Source organism: Amycolatopsis sp. NPDC004747 (assembly GCF_053601335.1).
Genome location: NZ_JBSGBQ010000007.1, coordinates 83,896 through 99,963 on the forward strand (window position 1 = coordinate 83,896; position 16,068 = coordinate 99,963).

The 16,068-nt window shown below is 72.3% G+C and carries 19 protein-coding genes; 9 read left to right on the forward strand and 10 right to left on the reverse strand.

Going from position 1 to position 16,068, the window contains the following annotated elements:
* Positions 1-18: 18 nt before the first annotated feature.
* The 4 genes from ACWEGE_RS13360 to ACWEGE_RS13375 are packed head-to-tail and all read right to left on the reverse strand — an operon-like array spanning position 19 to position 2,345.
* On the reverse strand, positions 19-360 hold the full coding sequence (locus ACWEGE_RS13360; protein WP_449660693.1) for a hypothetical protein: 342 nt from the start codon (positions 358-360) through the stop codon (positions 19-21).
* Entirely contained in the window at positions 357-620 is a 264-nt protein-coding gene (locus ACWEGE_RS13365; protein WP_449660694.1) for a YbaB/EbfC family DNA-binding protein, read from the reverse strand. Before ACWEGE_RS13365 ends, ACWEGE_RS13360 begins: the two co-directional genes overlap by 4 nt.
* The gene (locus ACWEGE_RS13370; RefSeq protein ID WP_449660695.1) at positions 617-1,630 is read right to left on the reverse strand and encodes a CHAP domain-containing protein; all 1,014 of its coding nucleotides are present in this window, start codon (positions 1,628-1,630) and stop codon (positions 617-619) included. The genes ACWEGE_RS13365 and ACWEGE_RS13370 overlap by 4 nt, the downstream gene beginning before the upstream one ends.
* Position 1,631: 1 nt before the next feature.
* Positions 1,632-2,345 carry a transglycosylase SLT domain-containing protein gene (locus tag ACWEGE_RS13375; RefSeq protein ID WP_449660696.1) on the reverse strand — a complete coding sequence of 238 codons (714 nt, stop codon included), beginning with the start codon at positions 2,343-2,345 and terminating at the stop codon, positions 1,632-1,634.
* 179 nt (positions 2,346-2,524) lie between these two features.
* Between ACWEGE_RS13375 and ACWEGE_RS13380 the strand changes: the two genes are divergently transcribed.
* Positions 2,525-3,295: a polysaccharide deacetylase family protein gene (locus tag ACWEGE_RS13380; protein WP_449660697.1), complete on the forward strand. Its 771-nt coding sequence runs from the start codon at positions 2,525-2,527 to the stop codon at positions 3,293-3,295.
* Positions 3,296-3,299: 4 nt separating this feature from the next.
* Complete coding sequence (locus tag ACWEGE_RS13385; RefSeq protein WP_449660698.1) at positions 3,300-4,505, forward strand: YVTN family beta-propeller repeat protein; 1,206 nt, start codon at positions 3,300-3,302, stop codon at positions 4,503-4,505.
* A 384-nt stretch (positions 4,506-4,889) separates the two neighbouring features.
* On the opposite strand, the gene ACWEGE_RS13390 is transcribed toward ACWEGE_RS13385, so the two are convergent.
* Both ACWEGE_RS13390 and ACWEGE_RS13395 read right to left on the reverse strand, forming a co-directional pair.
* Positions 4,890-5,198 carry a hypothetical protein gene (locus ACWEGE_RS13390; protein WP_449660699.1) on the reverse strand — a complete coding sequence of 103 codons (309 nt, stop codon included), beginning with the start codon at positions 5,196-5,198 and terminating at the stop codon, positions 4,890-4,892.
* Positions 5,199-5,319: 121 nt separating this feature from the next.
* Positions 5,320-5,898, reverse strand: coding sequence for a TetR/AcrR family transcriptional regulator (locus ACWEGE_RS13395; RefSeq protein ID WP_449660700.1), 579 nt, complete (start codon positions 5,896-5,898; stop codon positions 5,320-5,322).
* An 89-nt stretch (positions 5,899-5,987) separates the two neighbouring features.
* On the opposite strand from ACWEGE_RS13395, the gene ACWEGE_RS13400 reads away from it, so the two are divergent.
* Positions 5,988-7,004, forward strand: coding sequence for a ketopantoate reductase family protein (locus ACWEGE_RS13400; protein ID WP_449660701.1), 1,017 nt, complete (start codon positions 5,988-5,990; stop codon positions 7,002-7,004).
* A gap of 58 nt (positions 7,005-7,062) precedes the next feature.
* Positions 7,063-7,854: an IclR family transcriptional regulator gene (locus tag ACWEGE_RS13405; RefSeq protein WP_449660702.1), complete on the forward strand. Its 792-nt coding sequence runs from the start codon at positions 7,063-7,065 to the stop codon at positions 7,852-7,854.
* Between the two features lie 26 nt (positions 7,855-7,880).
* Here ACWEGE_RS13405 and ACWEGE_RS13410 read toward each other — a convergent pair whose 3' ends face one another.
* Entirely contained in the window at positions 7,881-9,242 is a 1,362-nt protein-coding gene (locus ACWEGE_RS13410; protein WP_449660703.1) for an MFS transporter, read from the reverse strand.
* Positions 9,243-9,391: 149 nt separating this feature from the next.
* Here ACWEGE_RS13410 and ACWEGE_RS13415 point away from each other — a divergent pair, with 149 nt between their 5' ends.
* The 5 genes from ACWEGE_RS13415 to ACWEGE_RS13435 are packed head-to-tail and all read left to right on the forward strand — an operon-like array spanning position 9,392 to position 13,597.
* The gene (locus ACWEGE_RS13415; RefSeq protein ID WP_449660704.1) at positions 9,392-10,282 is read left to right on the forward strand and encodes a DUF6282 family protein; all 891 of its coding nucleotides are present in this window, start codon (positions 9,392-9,394) and stop codon (positions 10,280-10,282) included.
* A gap of 12 nt (positions 10,283-10,294) precedes the next feature.
* Positions 10,295-11,158 (forward strand): hypothetical protein, encoded by an 864-nt coding sequence (locus tag ACWEGE_RS13420; protein WP_449660705.1) that lies wholly within the window; start codon positions 10,295-10,297, stop codon positions 11,156-11,158.
* Positions 11,155-11,934: an HpcH/HpaI aldolase family protein gene (locus ACWEGE_RS13425; RefSeq protein WP_449660706.1), complete on the forward strand. Its 780-nt coding sequence runs from the start codon at positions 11,155-11,157 to the stop codon at positions 11,932-11,934. The genes ACWEGE_RS13420 and ACWEGE_RS13425 overlap by 4 nt, the downstream gene beginning before the upstream one ends.
* Positions 11,934-12,854 (forward strand): 3-keto-5-aminohexanoate cleavage protein, encoded by a 921-nt coding sequence (locus tag ACWEGE_RS13430; protein ID WP_449660707.1) that lies wholly within the window; start codon positions 11,934-11,936, stop codon positions 12,852-12,854. Before ACWEGE_RS13425 ends, ACWEGE_RS13430 begins: the two co-directional genes overlap by 1 nt.
* Positions 12,851-13,597 (forward strand): SDR family NAD(P)-dependent oxidoreductase, encoded by a 747-nt coding sequence (locus ACWEGE_RS13435; protein WP_449660708.1) that lies wholly within the window; start codon positions 12,851-12,853, stop codon positions 13,595-13,597. Before ACWEGE_RS13430 ends, ACWEGE_RS13435 begins: the two co-directional genes overlap by 4 nt.
* 40 nt (positions 13,598-13,637) lie before the next feature.
* On the opposite strand, the gene ACWEGE_RS13440 is transcribed toward ACWEGE_RS13435, so the two are convergent.
* From ACWEGE_RS13440 to ACWEGE_RS13450, 3 genes are all read right to left on the reverse strand, one after another.
* Positions 13,638-14,576, reverse strand: a complete 939-nt coding sequence (locus ACWEGE_RS13440) for a sucrase ferredoxin (RefSeq protein WP_449660709.1) — start codon at positions 14,574-14,576, stop codon at positions 13,638-13,640.
* Positions 14,577-14,664: 88 nt separating this feature from the next.
* The gene (locus tag ACWEGE_RS13445) at positions 14,665-15,864 is read right to left on the reverse strand and encodes a cupin domain-containing protein (protein ID WP_449660710.1); all 1,200 of its coding nucleotides are present in this window, start codon (positions 15,862-15,864) and stop codon (positions 14,665-14,667) included.
* A 3-nt stretch (positions 15,865-15,867) separates the two neighbouring features.
* Positions 15,868-16,002, reverse strand: a complete 135-nt coding sequence (locus tag ACWEGE_RS13450; protein WP_449660711.1) for a hypothetical protein — start codon at positions 16,000-16,002, stop codon at positions 15,868-15,870.
* Between the last annotated feature and the right edge of the window lie 66 nt (positions 16,003-16,068).

Sequence of the window (16,068 nt, forward strand, 5' to 3'; positions counted from 1 at the left end):
CCCGTCTCCCGCGGCTCGTCACGTCGCCCAGGTCGCCGGGGCCCAGGAGTCGGGTTCTGGCGGGCGGGCGGCCGGCTCGGGCTCGTCCGGGAGCAGACCGCCCAGCAGCTCACGCCCCTGCCGCAGGGCGTCGACGCCCGCCTCCGCGGCCAGGCGCCGGATCAGCCCGGCCAGCTCCCCCGGCGGCTTGGTCAGCGCCCGCCGGTCGAACCGCAGGTCCACCAGCGCGCCGTGCAGGTCGACCACCACCGCGACGCCGTCGTCCGCGGCGGCCGCGCGGATCGCCGCCAGCCGGGTTCCGTAGCCGGGGTCCGGTGCCGCGAACGCGTCGTCGGCCAGTTCCACCGCCGTCCGGTTCACTGGGCCCGCCAGCTGTCCGGCGTGGTTTCTTCCGCGGCTTCCCCCGGTTCCGGCAGCCCGAGGGCCTCGACGCCGTCGTGGGCGTGCCACAGGGAAGCCGTGGCCCGCGCCGACGCGGTCGCGGTCAGCAGCAGGATCCGGCGTGCCAGTTCGTCCGGCTCCAGCCGCAGCGCCGCGGCTTCCAGGGTCAGCTCCTGCAGCGCCCCGCCGGGCGCGACCTCCACGGCGACCGTCCGGTCGGCGGCTTTTCCGGTGATCACGGGTGCACCCCTCCGTAGAACGTCGACGCCGAGAGCGGGTGCGTGTTCCGGCGGACGGCGTCCCCGGAGTTGCCCTCGATCATCGTGACCTGGTTCCCTTCGACCTTCTCGACGATGCCGATGTGCGTGCTCGTCGACGTGTTCTGCGGGCCGGTGCCGAAGATCAGCACGTCACCCGGCTTCGCTTCGTGCAGCGCGTGCTTGCCGTAGGCGTGCCCGTTGCGCTCACCCCAGTGGTAGACGTCGCCGCTGAAGGGCAGGACCGGGATCTTCACCCCGGCCTTGCGCCACATCGCCGTCGCGAACGACGAGCACCACGCGGCGGTCGGCCCGTACGGGTTCCGGTTGCTGCCCGGCGGGTTCTCGCGCGTGCCCAGTTCCTTCCGCGCCGCGTGGACGATCTCCGCGCCCCGCCCCGGACCTGCCTTCGCGGGCGCTGTTCCGGCAGGCACCGTCTTGTCCACGACCTCGTCGTGGGCCAGGTCCTTCCGCAGCCCGTGCAGCTTCTTCGCCGCGGCCTTGAGTTCCGCGTCGACGTGCCGCAGGGTCGAGGCCGACTGCCGGGTGTACCGCGGCGCCAGGTCGGCGGCGTGCCCGACGGCCCGCATCAGCGCCGCCTGCGTCCCGGCCGCGACGCCGGCGTCGAGGACCTGCTTGGCCCGGGCGGCGTACTCGTCGACCAGCCGCTGCACCGCCGTGTGCCCGCTGTCCACTGTGGACGCAACGTGCGCGACGACCTTCTCCGCCGCCGCGCCGGCCGCGCCGGTGATCCGCAGCTCCTTCGTCAGTTCCGCGCTCTGGCGGTGGAAGCCGTCGGCGCCGCAGCCACGCCAGTGGTCCAGGACCGTGCGGCTTTCCTTGTGGTAGGCGTCGTGCTGGGCGCCCAGCGTGCCGGCCACCTGGTGCAGGGCGTATTCGGCGCGGACGGCGTCTTCGGCCTTCCCGGCGAGCTTGTTGCGGTGCGCAATGAGGTCCTTCGCGAAGGACCGCGCGAGCGCGGCGGTGTCCATTTCAGCCCTTCCCGTTCAGAGCTGCGGCGGTGGCCGTCTCGTGGTCGCGATAGGTCTTCGCGGCTTTCCCGGCGGCCGACGCGAGCCCGTCGGCGTGCGCACCGACGCCGCCGACCTGCCGCTGCAGCGCCAGGCCGAACCCGGCGAGGGCGTCGGCGAACCCCGACTCGTCGCCGATCTTCCCGAAGCTGTCACGGGCGATCTCGCGGACGTCACGCAGTTGCCGGCTCGCGGTGCCCAGCGCGTCGGCGACGTGCCGGGTCCGGTGCACGTAGGAGTGCAGCACCGCGTCGTCCACCCGCAGCGGGCCGCCACCCGCGCTCGCGCCGGTCTGCCCGTGGTGCTCCGTGACGTCTTGGGCGGCCTTGCGCGCGGCCGTCAGGTGGTGCTTGTAGGCGCCGTTCAGGTAGGTCGACCAAGGCGTGAAGTCGTGGCCGTCGCCCGAGATGCGGTTCGCGACCCGCGCGTTGGTGGCCGGGTCGAACAGCTGGTCGTCGGACTTCAGGTGGTACTGCCGTCGCCGTTCCGGGCCGAGCGCGCCCAGCATGTTGATCTGCCAGAGGCCGTAGGAATCATCCGGCGGGGTGGCGTTGTGCGCGGTGGTCCGCCCGCCGGATTCGGCCAGCGCGACGGCGACCGCGGTGGTCAGGCCCCGGCCGCGGAACCCGGCCGCGTAGGCGTGCCGGGCGATCTGCTCGGCGCTCAGCTTGGTCATGGTCCGACCTTGCCGGTCCGGGGCACCGGTCCGGTAGGCGCGCTGCACACCGGGACAACCCGGCTGCACACGTGGCTCGGCGGAAGCCGTCCTCTGCGGAGAACGGCACCCGACCTCTCAGCGTTTTCACAGCGTCTTTGCGGAAAGGTTCGGCGCCGTCCGTCGTGTGGGAGGTTTTCGTGGACGACCCGCTGACCCGGCGCCGCCTGTTCGGGGTGGCGCTGGGCGCCGCCGCGCTCGCGGCGTGCTCGGCACCCGGGCAGACCCCGGCTCCGGTCGGCTCCACTCCTCCCACCGCGGGGCCGCCGTCTTCGAGCACGCCCTCGCCGTCGTCTTCGGCGCAGCCGCACGGGCCGGCCACCGAGCTCGTCCGCTCCGCTTCGGGGCGGCCGCAGGTCGCGCTGACGTTCCACGGCGCGGGCGACCCCCAGGTCACCCGGCAGGTGCTGGACGTCGTGCACCAGCACGGCGCGCGGATCACCGTGCTGGCCGTGGGCACGTGGCTCGCCGAGCACCCCGACGCCGCCCGGATGGTCCGCGACGGCGGGCACGAGCTGGGCAACCACACCTGGAGCCACCCGGCTCTCTCGGGGTACGCGGCCGAGCCGATGTACGCGGAAATCCAGCGGTGCCGGGACAAACTGGTCGAACTGACCGGCTCGCCGGGGAACTTCTTCCGGCAGTCACAGGGTCAGCACGCCACCCCCGGCGAACTCGCCGAAGCGGGCAAGGCGGGCTACGCCCGGGTGCTGTCCTACGACATCGACTCCCTGGACTGGAAGGATCCCGGGCCCGCCGCCATCCGCGCGGCGGTGGCGAAGGCCCGCGCGGGCAGCGTGGTCAGCATGCACCTGGGCCACCCGGGCACGGTGGCCGCGCTCCCCGGCATCCTGACCGCGCTCGCGGACCGCGGCCTCGCCCCGGTCACCGCGTCGGACCTGCTGGCGTAAGCGGATGCGCGTCCGGCTGACCGCCGTGGTCCTCAGTGCCTTCCTCGCTGCCGTCCTCGCCGCCGGCTGCTCGTCCGACGCCGGCTCGTCCATGCCCGGCATGCCGGGGATGAGCGGCGGACCGGGCACGTCCGTGCCCCGGCTGCCCACCCCGCCGGTGCCGGCGGCGAACCCGCTGCCCGGCATGCCCCCCGTTCCCGACCCGCACGACGTCGACGCCGCGGCGGGCGCCGGCATGCTCTCCCCCGCCGTCGCCGGCGACAAGCCGCTGGTCTACGTACCGCACAGCGGCTCGGGCGACGTCTGGGTGATCGACCCGGCGACCTTCGGCGTCGTCGCGAAGTACCCGGCGGGCAAGGAGCTGCAGCACGTGGTGCCCTCGTGGGACCTGCGCACGCTGTACGCCACCGACGACCGCGGCGACCACGTGCTGCCGTTCGACCCGAAGACCGGGTTGCCGGGCAAGGCGTTCCCGGTCGTGGACCCGTACAACATGTACTTCACCCCGGACGGCCGGTACGCGATCTCGGTGGCCGAGCGGCTGCGCAAGCTGGTCTGGTACGACCCGCACACCTGGCAGGCCCACGACGAAACACCGGTGCCCGAGTGCGCCGGCATCGACCACGCGGACTTCTCCCCCGACGGCCGCACGGCGGTCTTCACCTGCGAGTTCGCCGGCCGCGTCGCGGTGGTCGACGTCGTGACGCACCACCTGCTGCGGATGATCGACATGCCGCACCGCAACACGCGCATGGGCCCGCAGGACATCAAGCTCGCGCCGGACGGTTCGGTGTACTACATCGCGGACTCCGACGCGAACGGCCTCTGGGTCCTCGACGGCGCCGCGACGAAGGTGCTCCGCTTCATCCCGACCGGCCGCGGCGCGCACGGGCTGTACCTGTCACGGGACGCGAAGCAGCTGTACGTGACCAACCGCCACGAGGGCAGCGTCAGCGTGCTCGACGCGTACACCGGCGCGCCGCTCACGACCTGGCACATCCCGGGTGGCGGCAGCCCGGACATGGGCAACGTGACCGCCGACGGTACGCAACTGTGGCTCTCCGGCCGCTACGACCGGGCCGTGTACGTGCTGTCCACAAAGGATGGCGCACTGCTGGCGAAGATCCCCGCCGGGAACGAGCCGCACGGCCTGTGCGTCTGGCCGCAGCCGGGCCGGTACTCGCTGGGGCACACGGGCATCACCCGGTGAGCCCCGCGCGTTCGGCCGATTGACCGCTGCAGTCAGCGGCCGGTCACGGCCTTGGCGGGGACCAGGTAAGGCCCTCGCCGGCCGTGCGGACCCGGCGCGGCGGCCACCGGATCCGGCTGCCCGGCGGGCAACCCGCTCTCCCCCTCGGCGACAACGCACCCGGCCGAGGGCGGCGGAGGGCGGCGAGTGGGTGTGCCGAACGCGTGCTCCCCAGTGGCCACCACGCCATGATGGGCCGGTTTCCGGCCGCGAAATGCGGCCCATGACGCAACCGGAACGGCTCGAACCCGACGAGTGGGAGAACTTTCTGCCCGCGCTCACCGATTGGGCGGCCGTTTCACCTCGCAGCCAGGGATATCCGGCGTAGTCGAGCCGGCTCGGGGATCAGCCGCAGGGCACCGTGAGTTCGCGGTCGACGGCGGTGTAGGTGTTGGTTGCGGTGCCGTTGCACTGGTACTGCACGAAACCTTGGCCGCTGGCCACCACCTGCGGCGCGCCGTCGACCACCCGTGAAATCGACACCGGCAGCGGGATGATGGGCCCGAGCGGGAAGTAGGAAATCTCGTTCACCGCGGTCAACGTGGTGGCGGTGGCGGAGAAGTTCCGGATCACCCCGGCGGCGTGGGCGGGGGCGGTGGTGGCGCCGGTCAGCAAGGCGATTCCCGACGCGATCACGGCGATTCGACGAGGCATGACTACCGTTCTAACACCGCCACCGGGAACTGTCTGCCACCATTCGCGGCCCCCTCCGACAATGCGACGCGGGCACCAGCCCGCGGCGAAGATCCGGATTCCCGGCGGCGAATCGTGCGGGTTATCCGTCGGCGGGCGGGCGGCGCAGCCCGGCCAGCAGGAGCGTCACGACACCGTCGGCCTCGGTCCGCCAACCGGGGCGGTCGTGGGCCGCGCCGATGCCGTGCAGGGCCATCATCACCGCGCCGGCATCCACGTCGTCGCGGACCGTGCCGTCCCGCACGGCGGCGGCCACCAGGTCGGTGACCGCCTCTTCCAGCGCCCGGCTGCCTTCGGCGAGGGCGCCGGCGCGATCGGCCCACAGCGTGGCCAGCGTTCGGGCGAGGCCCTCGTGGGCGGCGATGTGGTCGACCATGTCGCGCAGGAAGGTCGCCAGCGCCTCCGCCGGGGGCAGCGTGGCCTGCAGTTCGCGGGCGCGGTTGCACAGCGTGGCGACCTCTCCGCGGTAGACCGCCTCGGCCAGCGCCTCCCGGGTCGGGAAGTGGCGGTACAGCGTGCCGGTGCCGACCCCGGCCAGCCGGGCGAAGTCGTCGAAGCGCAGGTCGAAGAAGCCTCCGGCGTCGAAGACCTCCCGGGCCTTGGCGAGCAGGGCCTCGCGCTTGCGCCGGGCGTCGGCCCGCAGCGGCTTGTCGGCGGTCATGCGCTCCCTCGCGTTGACAACTGGAGATGACCTCCATATTTTCGAAGTGGAGATGACCTCCAGATCGAGCCTACCCCACGAGGTGCAGCGTGAAGATCCTGATGTTCGGCCGGGGCGCGGTCGCCACCGTCTACGGCTGGGCCTTGGAACGGGCCGGGCACGACGTCGAGTTTTACGTCCGGCCGGGCCGCGCGGTGACGTACGGGAACACAGTGGACCTCGACCTGCTCGACGCGCGGCGCCGGCGGTGGGGGCAGCGCGTCGTCGAAACGTGGCCGGTGCGCCTGCGCGAGACGCTGGAGCCGGACCACGGCTTCGACCTCATCGTGCTCAGCGTCCCGCACCACCGCCTCGCCGGAGCGGCGGAATTCCTGGCCCCGCGGATCGGCCGGGCCACCGTGCTGGTCTTCGGCAACCTCTGGGCCGAGCCGGCGGCCGCGATCGGCCCGCTCCCCCTCGAGCGGGTTGCCTGGGGCTTTCCCGGGGCAGGCGGCGGTTTCGGAGAAGACGGCGTGCTCCACGGGGCACTGCTGCCTTCGGTCGTCTTCGGCACCCTGGGCAAGCCTCCGACCGACCGGGAACAGGCCGTGCGCCGGGCGTTTCGCGACGCCGGGCTCCGGATCAAGGAGCAGCCCGACTTCCGCGGCTGGCTGTGGGTCCACTTCGTGTCGGACGCCGGCCTGTTCTCGCAGGGCCTGCGGCGGGGATCGCTGTCCGAACTGACCGGGGCAAGGCGCGACCTGCGCGAGGCACTGCTGGCCGGCCGCGAACTGCTGCCGCTGCTCCGGGCGCGCGGCATCGACCTGCGCCGCCACCGGGGCGGTGTGCTCCCGTTCCGGGCGCCCACCTGGCTGACGGCCCCCGTGCTCGCCTGGCTGACGGCCCGGGTCGCGCTCGCCCGCGTGAGCCTCACGGCGCACTCCGACGCGGGCGCCGAGGAGCCGCGCGAGATCTGCCGGGACACCCTGGCCGAAGCCCGGCGGCTGGGCGTCTCGGTACCGCGGCTGGAAGCGGCGGAACCGCACTTCGCCCGTGCGGGTGCCGTGGGCGTTCGGGAAACCCGGACGAGCTCGACTCCGGCCAGGGGATGCCGCCGGTCCGTGTAGCCTGAGGTCCGTGTTCACGAAGTGAACACCGATTCCAGACTTCCGGCGGAGGCACCCCGTGACCAAACCGACGCGGTCCCCGGAGGCCCGCGCGGACCAGGCGGACATCCAGGCGGTGAGCCGGGTCAGCCAGATCCTCTCGCTGTTCGACCCGGCGACCCCCGAGCTGACCGCCGGGGAGGTCGCCGAACGGCTCGGCCTCAACCGCACCACGGCGTACCGGTACTGCACCTCGCTCGTCGCCGCCGGCCTGCTCGAACGCAGCGCCGACGGCGGTTACGTGCCCGGCGGGCTGCTGCTGCAGCTCGGCGCGTTCGCGATCGGGCACCGGCGGGTCGTCAACCTCGCGCCGCGGCACATGCAGGCGCTCTCGCGCGCCACGCAGACCAGCGTCGTGCTCAGCCTCTGGGGGCTCACCGGCCCGGTGGTCTCGCGGGTCGAGGAGAACGCCTCGACCATCGTCATCGTGTCCGTGCGGGTCGGCAGCCACCTGCCGCTGGACACCGCGCAGAGCAAGGTCTTCCTCGCCTACCACGCCGACCAGCTGTCGATGGAACGCCTGATCGGCACCCTGTCCGGCCCGGCGCGCGACGAGCTGCGCGCCGACGTCGAACGCGTGCGCGCGGCCGGCCACTGCTCCGCGATGAGCACGCCCGGCATCGTCGCGGTGGCCGCGCCGGTCTTCGACGAGTACGGCATCTGCGCCACGATCGCGATCGTGGGCCCGGACAACACCCTGTCGATGGGCGACGACACGCCCGAGCTGCGGGTCGTGGTCGACACCGCGCGCGAGCTCACCCACGAGCTGGGCGGGCACTACCGGCCCGACGACGTCCAGCGGGCGGTGTAGGGCGGCTCCACTCAGGACAGTGCCGTTCAGGACAGTGCGGGAATCGTGCTGTCGTCGGACATGTCGACGTCCTTGGTCTCCGGGCCGAGGAAGCCGCCGAGGCTGATCAGCAGGCCGGCGAGGACGATCAGGACGCCCGGAGCGAGGTGCGCGGGCACGACCCCGTCGAACCGCTGCAGGTAGAACTGGTAGAACGCCGGGGCGATCAGCGCGAGGCTGTAGCCGACGCCGTAGCCGGTCGAGCGGATGCTCGCCGGGAACCGCTCGGTCAAGTACGCCGCGATCGGGCCGAACGTGCCGACGGTGAACACCCCGATGAGCACGCCGAAACCGAGCGCCGCGCCGAAGCCGCCGTTCGAGGCCATCAGCAGCGTGTAGGAACCCGCCCCGACCACGACCATCGACAGGCCGTAGCCGATGTAGAACCGGCGGCGGCCGATGCGCTGGGACAGCACCCCGAACACCGGGTAGGACAGCGCGGCGGCCGCGTTGATGACGAGCATGGTCATGGTGACCTCCTTGCTCGACAGGTCCAGGTGCGCCTTCAGCTGCGCGGGCGTCACGGCGGCTTCCATGTTGGTCGCGAGCCAGGTGCCGGTCATCAGGACGAACACCTGGCCCAGCGCCCGCGGGTACTTCCGCAGCAGCCGGACGAACGGCAGCCTGTGCTTCTCGCCGGTCACTTCGGCCGGCGGCTCGTGGACCTGCTTGCGGTAGTAGCGGAACAGCACGGCCGCCAGCGCCGCCCCGACGAAGAACGGGATCCGCCAGCCCCACTGGACGTACGCGCTGTGCAGGCCGGCGGACGGCAGCAGCTGCAGCATCAGCAGCGTGATCGCGGCGATCACCGCGTACGCGGCGGGCGAGGTCGAGGTGATGATCGAGGCGTAGAGGCCGCGCTTGTGCTTCGGGCTCCACTCCATCGCCAGCGGCACCGCGGTCGTGTACTCGCCGCCGAGGAAGATCCCGTCGACGAACCGCAGGGCGATGAGGAGGCCGACCGACCACATCCCGATCGTCTCGTGCCCGGGCAGGCAGGCGGTCAGCAGCGTGATGGTGCCGAACCCGCCGACCGCGACCAGCGTCGTCCGCTTGCGCCCGACCGTGTCGGCGAAGTGGCCGAAGACGATCGCGCCGAGCGGGCGGCCGATCAGCGTCGACGCGAACACCAGGGACGCCAGCAGCGCGGCCGTGCTCGCGCTGAGGTTGGCGGCCTGGAAGTACGCCGCGGCCGGGGCCAGCACGACGATCGGCAGGTAGATGTCGAACTGGTCGACGAAGTAGGCGAGCGTCCCGCCGCGGATCGCGGCACGCACCTTGGCCGTGTCCGGGCCGTGCGGGGTTCCGGGACGGGCGGCCGTCCCCGCGGCGCTGGGCGGTGTGGACATCGGCGTCCTCCGTTGCTCCGAACTGAGTGTTCACGAAGTGAACGTCAGACACTCTAAATATGCGCTCGTCGAGATACAAGAGCGGTCGAAGGGTTGACAGGCGGTCTTATAGTGAACTTTGACTTCATAATGCGAACGGAAGGCTGCTCATGAGCCAGCGCCCCGCCATCGCCGCCGTCCTGGACGGCCTGGTCGACATGCACGTCCACTCCGGCCCCAGCCCGTTCCCCCGGCGGTTCGACCACGTCGAGGCCGCGCGGGACGGCGCCCGGATCGGGATGCGCGCCATGGTCGCCAAGTCCCACCACCACAACACCCAGATGGACGTCCTCGCGATGAAAGGCCGGCTCGCCGAGGTCGAGGCGCAGGTCTTCGGCGGTATCGCACTCAACAGCACGGTCGGCGGGCTCAACGTCCACGCCGTGCGCATGACCCTGCGCATGGGCGGCAAGGTCGTCTGGTTCCCGACCATCTCCTCCGGACGGCACCTCGACTGCCACCCCGAGGACGGCGCCTTCCCGACCACCACCGTCCCGCTGACGCTCGAGCGCATCGACATCGTCGACGGCGAAGGAGCCATCAAGCCCGAAGCGATCGAGATCCTCGACGAGATCAAGGAGCAGCAGGCCGTCCTCAACGGCGGGCACATGTACCCCGAGTACATCAAGACGCTGTTCGGGGAGGCGCACGAGCGCGGCCTGGAGCGGATGGTCGTCAGCCACCCGGACTTCGTCATCGGCGCGGACCCGGCCCTGTGCCGCGAGCTGATCGAGCTCGGCGCGTTCATCGAGCACGAGGTCGGCATGTACGACCCCGAAGGCACCCAGAAATGGGACCCGAAGAACCTGCTGACCTGGATCGAGACGCTCGGCCCGGAGCACACCGTGCTGGCCTCGGACTTCGGCCAGCAGGCCAACCCGAAGCCGGTGGACGCGTGGCTGCGCGTCGGCGAGGCGCTGCTCGACCTCGGACTGCCGGAGAAGGACCTGCGGCGGATGGTCCGGGACAACCCGGCGTACCTGCTGAACCTCGACGCCTGAAAGGACGCGACCGTGTACGGAAAAGACGATCCCCGCTCGGGCCTGGCGACCGCGGCCCGGCCCGACAGCGGCGACGCGATCGCGCCCGCGCAGTACCTCGACCTGTGGGAGACCCCGGTCGTGCGGGCGCAGAACGTCGTCCTCGTCCACACCGACGCCCGCGACGGCGACGACCTCGACAACGGCACCCTGGACGGCGAGCTGGCGATCGTCGTCACGGACGCCTCCCCCGCCTTCACCGTGCTGACCGGCGACGGCGCCATCCGGATCGCCGAACCCGGGCTCGTCGTCGTCCCGCCGGGCGCGTCGCGGATCAGCGTCCACGGCGACGGCCCGCTCGTCCGGCTGGTCGAGGCGACCGAAGCAGCCTGGCGGGATCGTGCCGCCAACGCCGACGCGTACGCCGAGGACCACCCGCGCGTCACGCTGCTGGAACGCTGGCCGGCCCCCGCGGAAGCGCGGGTCCGGTTCTACCCGTTGTCCGAGGTGCCCGAGGACCCGAAGCGGTTCGGCCGGATCTTCCGCACCCGCTCGTTCATGGTGAACTTCCTGCCGCTGCAGCACGGACCCCGCGACCCGCGCAAGCTCTCACCGCACCACCACGACGACTTCGAACAGCTTTCCCTGGCCGTGCAAGGGGAATACGTGCACCACATCCGCACGCCGTGGCTACCCGACCGCACCACCTGGCGCGAGGACGAGCACGTCCGGATCGGCAGCCCGTCGGTGACGATCATCCCGCCGCCGACCGTGCACACGTCCGAAGCGAGCGACCCGGGCGTGAACCAGCTGATCGACATCTTCAGCCCGCCGCGCGTGGACTTCTCGGAGAAACCGGGCTGGGTCCTCAACGCCGACGACTACCCGATGCCGTGAGCGGGCGGACTGGTGGCGGGCTGTTCACCCGTCCCGCCACGCCCGTCGGGACCTGGCTGAAGATCGCCTCGACCGAGCCGGCCGAGATCATGGCGTTCGCCGGGTTCGACTTCGTGGTCGTCGACCTGGAGCACGCGCCCCTCGACCTGGTGACCGCCTACCGGCTGATCAACACCGCCGCGGCGGCGGGAATGACGCCGATCGTGCGGGTGCCGGACAAGACGCCGTCGACGATCCAGAAGGTCCTCGACGCGGGGGCGATGGGCATCCTCGTGCCGCACGTGGACACGGTCGAGGAGGCGGCGGCGGTCGGGCGGGCGTGCCGGTTCCCGCCCCACGGCGTCCGCGGCGCCGGCGGCACCAGCCGGGCCGGGGCGTGGGGGCTGAAGCCGAACGCCGAGTACCTGGCGGCCGGCAACGACGACGTGTTGTGCATCCCGCAGCTGGAAAGCGTGGAGGCGATCAAGGCCGCACCGGAGATGCTCGCACTGGACACGGTGGACGCGGTGTTCGTCGGCGCGGCGGACCTGTCGCTGTCGATGGGCTCGACCCCGGCGTCGCCCGAGGTGCTCGACCTGGTCGCCTCGGCGATCGCGGCCGCGCACGCCGCCGGGAAGCGCTGCGGGCTGGCGTTCGGCGGGGTGCCGGAGAAGGCCGCGCAGGCGGTGCGCGACGGCTGCGACTTCGTGCTGCTGAGCAACGACACGACGATGCTGGCCGACGCGGCCCGCGGCCTGGTCCGGGCGTTCCGGGACTTCGCCGAAAAGGAGAACTGATGCGCACGGCCGAAAAGGTCATCATCACCACCGCCGTCACGGGCTCGGTGAACGTCCCGTCGCAGAGCCCGTACTTGCCGCTTTCGGCCGACGAGGTGGCCGATGCCGCGTTGGCGGCCGTCGAGGCCGGGTCGGCCGTCGTGCACCTGCACGCGCGGGAGCCCGACGGGCGGCCGACGCCCGATCCCGGCGTGTTCGAGAAGATCGTCGGGCGGATCACCGCCGAGACCGACGCCGTCATCAACATCACCACCGGCGGCGCGTCCTCGATGACGATGGACGAACGGCTCGCGGCCGCCTACCGGCTGCGGCCCGAGCTGGCGTCGATGAACATGGGATCGATGAACTTCGTCTACTCCGGCATCGCCGAGAAGGTGACCGAGTGGAAGCACGACTGGGAAAAGCCGTACGTGCTCAACACCTACTCGAAGCCGTTCGTGAACACGTTCGACAAGATCGAGCACACGCTGCGGACGCTCGGCGAGTCCGGGACCCGGTTCGAGTACGAGTGCTACGACATCGGGCACCTGTACTCGCTGGCGTACTTCGCCGAACGGGGCCTGGCGAAACCGCCGTTGCTGATCCAGGGTGTGTTCGGCGTTCTCGGCGGGATCGGCGCCGACCACGCGAACCTCGAGCACATGGTGCGGATCGCGGACAAGCTCTTCGGCGACGACTACGCGTTCTCGGCGTTCGCCGCCGGCCGTGACCAGCTGAGCTTCGGCACGCACAGCGCGTGGCTCGGCGGCCACGTACGGGTCGGCCTGGAGGACAGCCTGTGGATCGGCAAGGGGAAGCTCGCGGAGAGCAACGCCCAGCAGGTCCGCAAGATCCGGGCGGTGGTGGAAGATCTCGGCAAACCGATCGCCACGCCGGCCGACGCGCGCGCGATGCTGGCACTGCGAGGAGGAGCGGCATGAGCCTGTTGACGGGGAAGGTGGTCCTGGTCGTCGGGGCCAGTTCGGGCATCGGCGCGGACGCGGCGCGCGTGTTCGCCGCGGACGGTGCTTCGGTGATGCTGGTGGCCCGGCACGAAGAACCGCTGGCGAAACTGGCCGCCGAGCTCGGCGACCACGACGTCGCCTACACGACCGGTGACGTCTCTTCGGCGTCCGATGTGGACAGTTTCGTGTCGGCGACGGTCTCGCGCTTCGGCCGCCTGGACGGCGCGTTCAACAACGCGGCGATGGGTGGCGGCGGGCGGCTCGACCGGGTGTCCGAAGCGGACTTCGACCGGATCATGGCGGTGAACGTGAAGGGCACGTGGCTGTGCCTGCGTGCCGAGGTCGCGGCGATGGAGGGCCAGGGCTCCGGCTCGATCGTGAACGTCAGCAGCATCGGCGGCCTGCGGGGAAGCCCGGGCATGGGCGCCTACCAGGCGACGAAGCACGCGGTGATCGGCCTGACCCGCACGGCCGCGCACGACTTCGGCCCGCTGGGCATCCGGGTCAACGCGCTCGCCCCGGGCCCGACGGAGACCCCGATGCTGGACGAGCTGCGCCGCACGATCCCGGGCGGCGTGGAAGCCCGCATCGCGGCGACACCGTTGCGAAAAGCCGGCACGGGAGCGGAAGTCGGCTCGGCGGCGGCGTTCCTGCTGAGCGACCGGGCCGGCCACCTGAGCGGCGTGGTCCTCCCGGTGGACGGCGGCTTCACGGCCTGACCGCCGTCCGGGGCCCGGACCGCCGGTGCGGGGGCGGCCTTCACACTTCGCGGACCGTCTCCGCCACGAACCCGGCCAGCACGAGCCGCCCCGAGCAGCGGTTGTGGCCGGACGCCGTCGCCGGTGTGCGCCGGACGACGACCTCGTACCGGTGGGCTCCCGCGGTCACCAGCACCTTGCGGACGTCGCCGCCCGGCTCCTCGCCGGTGGCGAGCACCTCGTCGATGCCGCGCAGACCGGTGCGGCCGCGGATCTCGATCTCGGCGAACTGCGACCACGGGCTGTCCGCCGACGTGCGGCCGCGCAGGTGCTCCAGGCGGACGTTGCCGCCCCGCGCTTCCTTGGCGACGAGGTCGGCCTCGGGCACCGCGAGGCTGCCGTGGAGGTAGCCGTCGGGCACCGTCAGCAGGTTGCCCGCCCAGCGGTCGCCGCCGACGTGGCTGACCTCCCAGACCCGGCCGGGGTGGTTCTGCGCCAGCCCGGTCGCCACCGGGCGCCCGAAGACCGCGCAGCACATGTCCTTGCTGCCGTGCGTGCACACGAGGAAGAGCGGGCCGGACACCGGCTCGCCGTGCCCGCCGCGCCCCGCGGCGACGGCTTCGAGATCGAGGCCGGCGAGTTCGCCGAGGTCGGCGACGTCGAAGCGTTCGAGCCAGCGATGCCCCGGCCGGCCGCTGGCGACGAAGACCGCGCGGGACGCGCCGGGTACCCGCGCGTGCCGCCCGGGCTTGCGGACGAGCAGCGGGCGGAGCCCGGCCTCGCGGGCACTCTCCAGCCGCGCCGCCGGGAACGCTTCGGCCATCACGTGTTCGAGCGCGTCCGGCCCCCAGGCGCCCGGCTGCTCGACGAGCAGCCACGACGTCATGCGGGCCGCGGTGCCGGCGGGCTCGCCGCCCAGCTCGCGGGTCAACGCCGCGCACGCCGGCGCGGCGCCCGGACCCGGGAGGCAGGTTCCCGCCTCAGCCAAGGACTTAGGCATGCCTAAGTGTACCCGAACACCCGTGCCTCAATCCTCCGGTGTGACGACTGTGACGAGCTTGTCGCCGGGATCAGCTCGATCGAGGAAGTCACCCCACCGCCACCAGCCCCTGGGTGACGAGTTCGCCCAGCAGCGCCCGCACGGTCGGCCGGTCCACGCCCACCGCGGCGTCGGCCAGTTCCTTGAACGGCTGCGGACGGCCGCCCAGCAACGCCACCAGCACCGGCCGCGCCGCCGGCGCGAACACCAGCCGTTTTCCGGCGCCGACCAGGGCGACGGTGCCTTCGCCGTCGACCAGGGCGGCCCGGGGGGCGAGCAGCCGGACCTCGAAGTCGTCGTCCGGCGGCAGCAGCTCCGCCGTCGCCGACCACGGCAGCCCGACGCGGGTCTGGGCCGGGGCCTGGGCGTCGCGGTCGGCGAGGAACCGGTCGACGAGGTCGTCGCCGGTCAGCTCGGCCAGCCTGCTCCGCAGCTCCGCGGACCGCTCGGCCCGGGCGGCCGGACCGGCGAACCGGGGCAGGTCCCGGCGGCACAGCTCGTCGGCCCGCAGCTGGTCGGCCAGCCACGCGACGAGGTCCACGCCGGTCGCGGCGTTGAACCCGATCGTCAGGTGCAGCGACTCCTCGCCGACGGCCGACACGTCGTGCCAGTGCCCGCGCGGCAGGTAGAGGACGTCGCCGTCCTCGAGCAGGAAGTCCTCGTGCGGCTCGCCTTCGGGGCGTTCGGGCAGCTCGACGTCCCGCTGCAGCGGCGAGCGCCGGGTGGTGCCGTGCAGGCGCCAGCGCTTGCGCCCGGACAGCTGGACGATGAACGCGTCGTGGTCGTCCCAGTGCACGTCGAAGCCGTGCGTGGTGCCCCAGCCCGCGTAGAGGTTGACCTGGATCCGTTCCCGCAGGTCGTGCTCCAGCCGGCTCGCCAGCTCCCCGACCTCGTCGACCAGCTCGTGGACCGAGTCGAGCACGAGCGTGGCCCCGGCGCGCAGGTGTTCGGCGAAGGGAGCCGGCAGCACGCGCGGCACCAGCCCGTTGCGGCGGGTGGACACCATCTCGGTGTAGGTGTGCGCGGGCACGACGTCGCCGTCGCGCGCCAGGCGCAGCCGGGGGAACTCCAGGCGGTGCTGTCGCAGCACCCGGTCCAGTTCCGGCCACGGGAGCAGGCCGGCGAACCGGCCCTTCTCCCCCGGGAAGCGCCGCGGCGCCCGGCCCAGGACGTCGTCGAAGAACTGGCCGGCCTCGAGCGGAGCCACGAGGCCGGCCAGTCCGGGAATCTCCGGCACGGAGTGCGGCAACGGCTAGTCGTTGCCGTCGTTGTCGGCCACCGCGCCGTTGGCCTTGCCGCGGTCCACCGCGACCGTCAGCGTTTCCACGCCGAGCAGCAGGCCGCTGGCGGGCGTGTCGTTGTGGGGTGCCGTGTTCTCCTGAGCCATCCGGACCTCGCAAACGTCGACGACAGGACTTCCCACGCTACGGGAGAACGTGCGGGCTGGGCAGAG

What these genes read in the sequence shown, in the direction of transcription:
- ACWEGE_RS13370 (WP_449660695.1), bottom strand. Translation starts at nt 1,630, where the DNA reads ATGGACACCGCCGCGCTCGCGCGGTCCTTCGCGAAGGACCTCATTGCG.
- ACWEGE_RS13375 (WP_449660696.1), bottom strand. Translation starts at nt 2,345, where the DNA reads ATGACCAAGCTGAGCGCCGAGCAGATCGCCCGGCACGCCTACGCGGCC.
- ACWEGE_RS13385 (WP_449660698.1), top strand. Translation starts at nt 3,300, where the DNA reads ATGCGCGTCCGGCTGACCGCCGTGGTCCTCAGTGCCTTCCTCGCTGCC.
- ACWEGE_RS13390 (WP_449660699.1), bottom strand. Translation starts at nt 5,198, where the DNA reads ATGCCTCGTCGAATCGCCGTGATCGCGTCGGGAATCGCCTTGCTGACC.
- ACWEGE_RS13395 (WP_449660700.1), bottom strand. Translation starts at nt 5,898, where the DNA reads ATGACCGCCGACAAGCCGCTGCGGGCCGACGCCCGGCGCAAGCGCGAG.
- ACWEGE_RS13410 (WP_449660703.1), bottom strand. Translation starts at nt 9,242, where the DNA reads ATGTCCACACCGCCCAGCGCCGCGGGGACGGCCGCCCGTCCCGGAACC.
- ACWEGE_RS13415 (WP_449660704.1), top strand. Translation starts at nt 9,392, where the DNA reads ATGAGCCAGCGCCCCGCCATCGCCGCCGTCCTGGACGGCCTGGTCGAC.
- ACWEGE_RS13430 (WP_449660707.1), top strand. Translation starts at nt 11,934, where the DNA reads ATGCGCACGGCCGAAAAGGTCATCATCACCACCGCCGTCACGGGCTCG.
- ACWEGE_RS13435 (WP_449660708.1), top strand. Translation starts at nt 12,851, where the DNA reads ATGAGCCTGTTGACGGGGAAGGTGGTCCTGGTCGTCGGGGCCAGTTCG.
- ACWEGE_RS13440 (WP_449660709.1), bottom strand. Translation starts at nt 14,576, where the DNA reads ATGCCTAAGTCCTTGGCTGAGGCGGGAACCTGCCTCCCGGGTCCGGGC.
- ACWEGE_RS13450 (WP_449660711.1), bottom strand. Translation starts at nt 16,002, where the DNA reads ATGGCTCAGGAGAACACGGCACCCCACAACGACACGCCCGCCAGCGGC.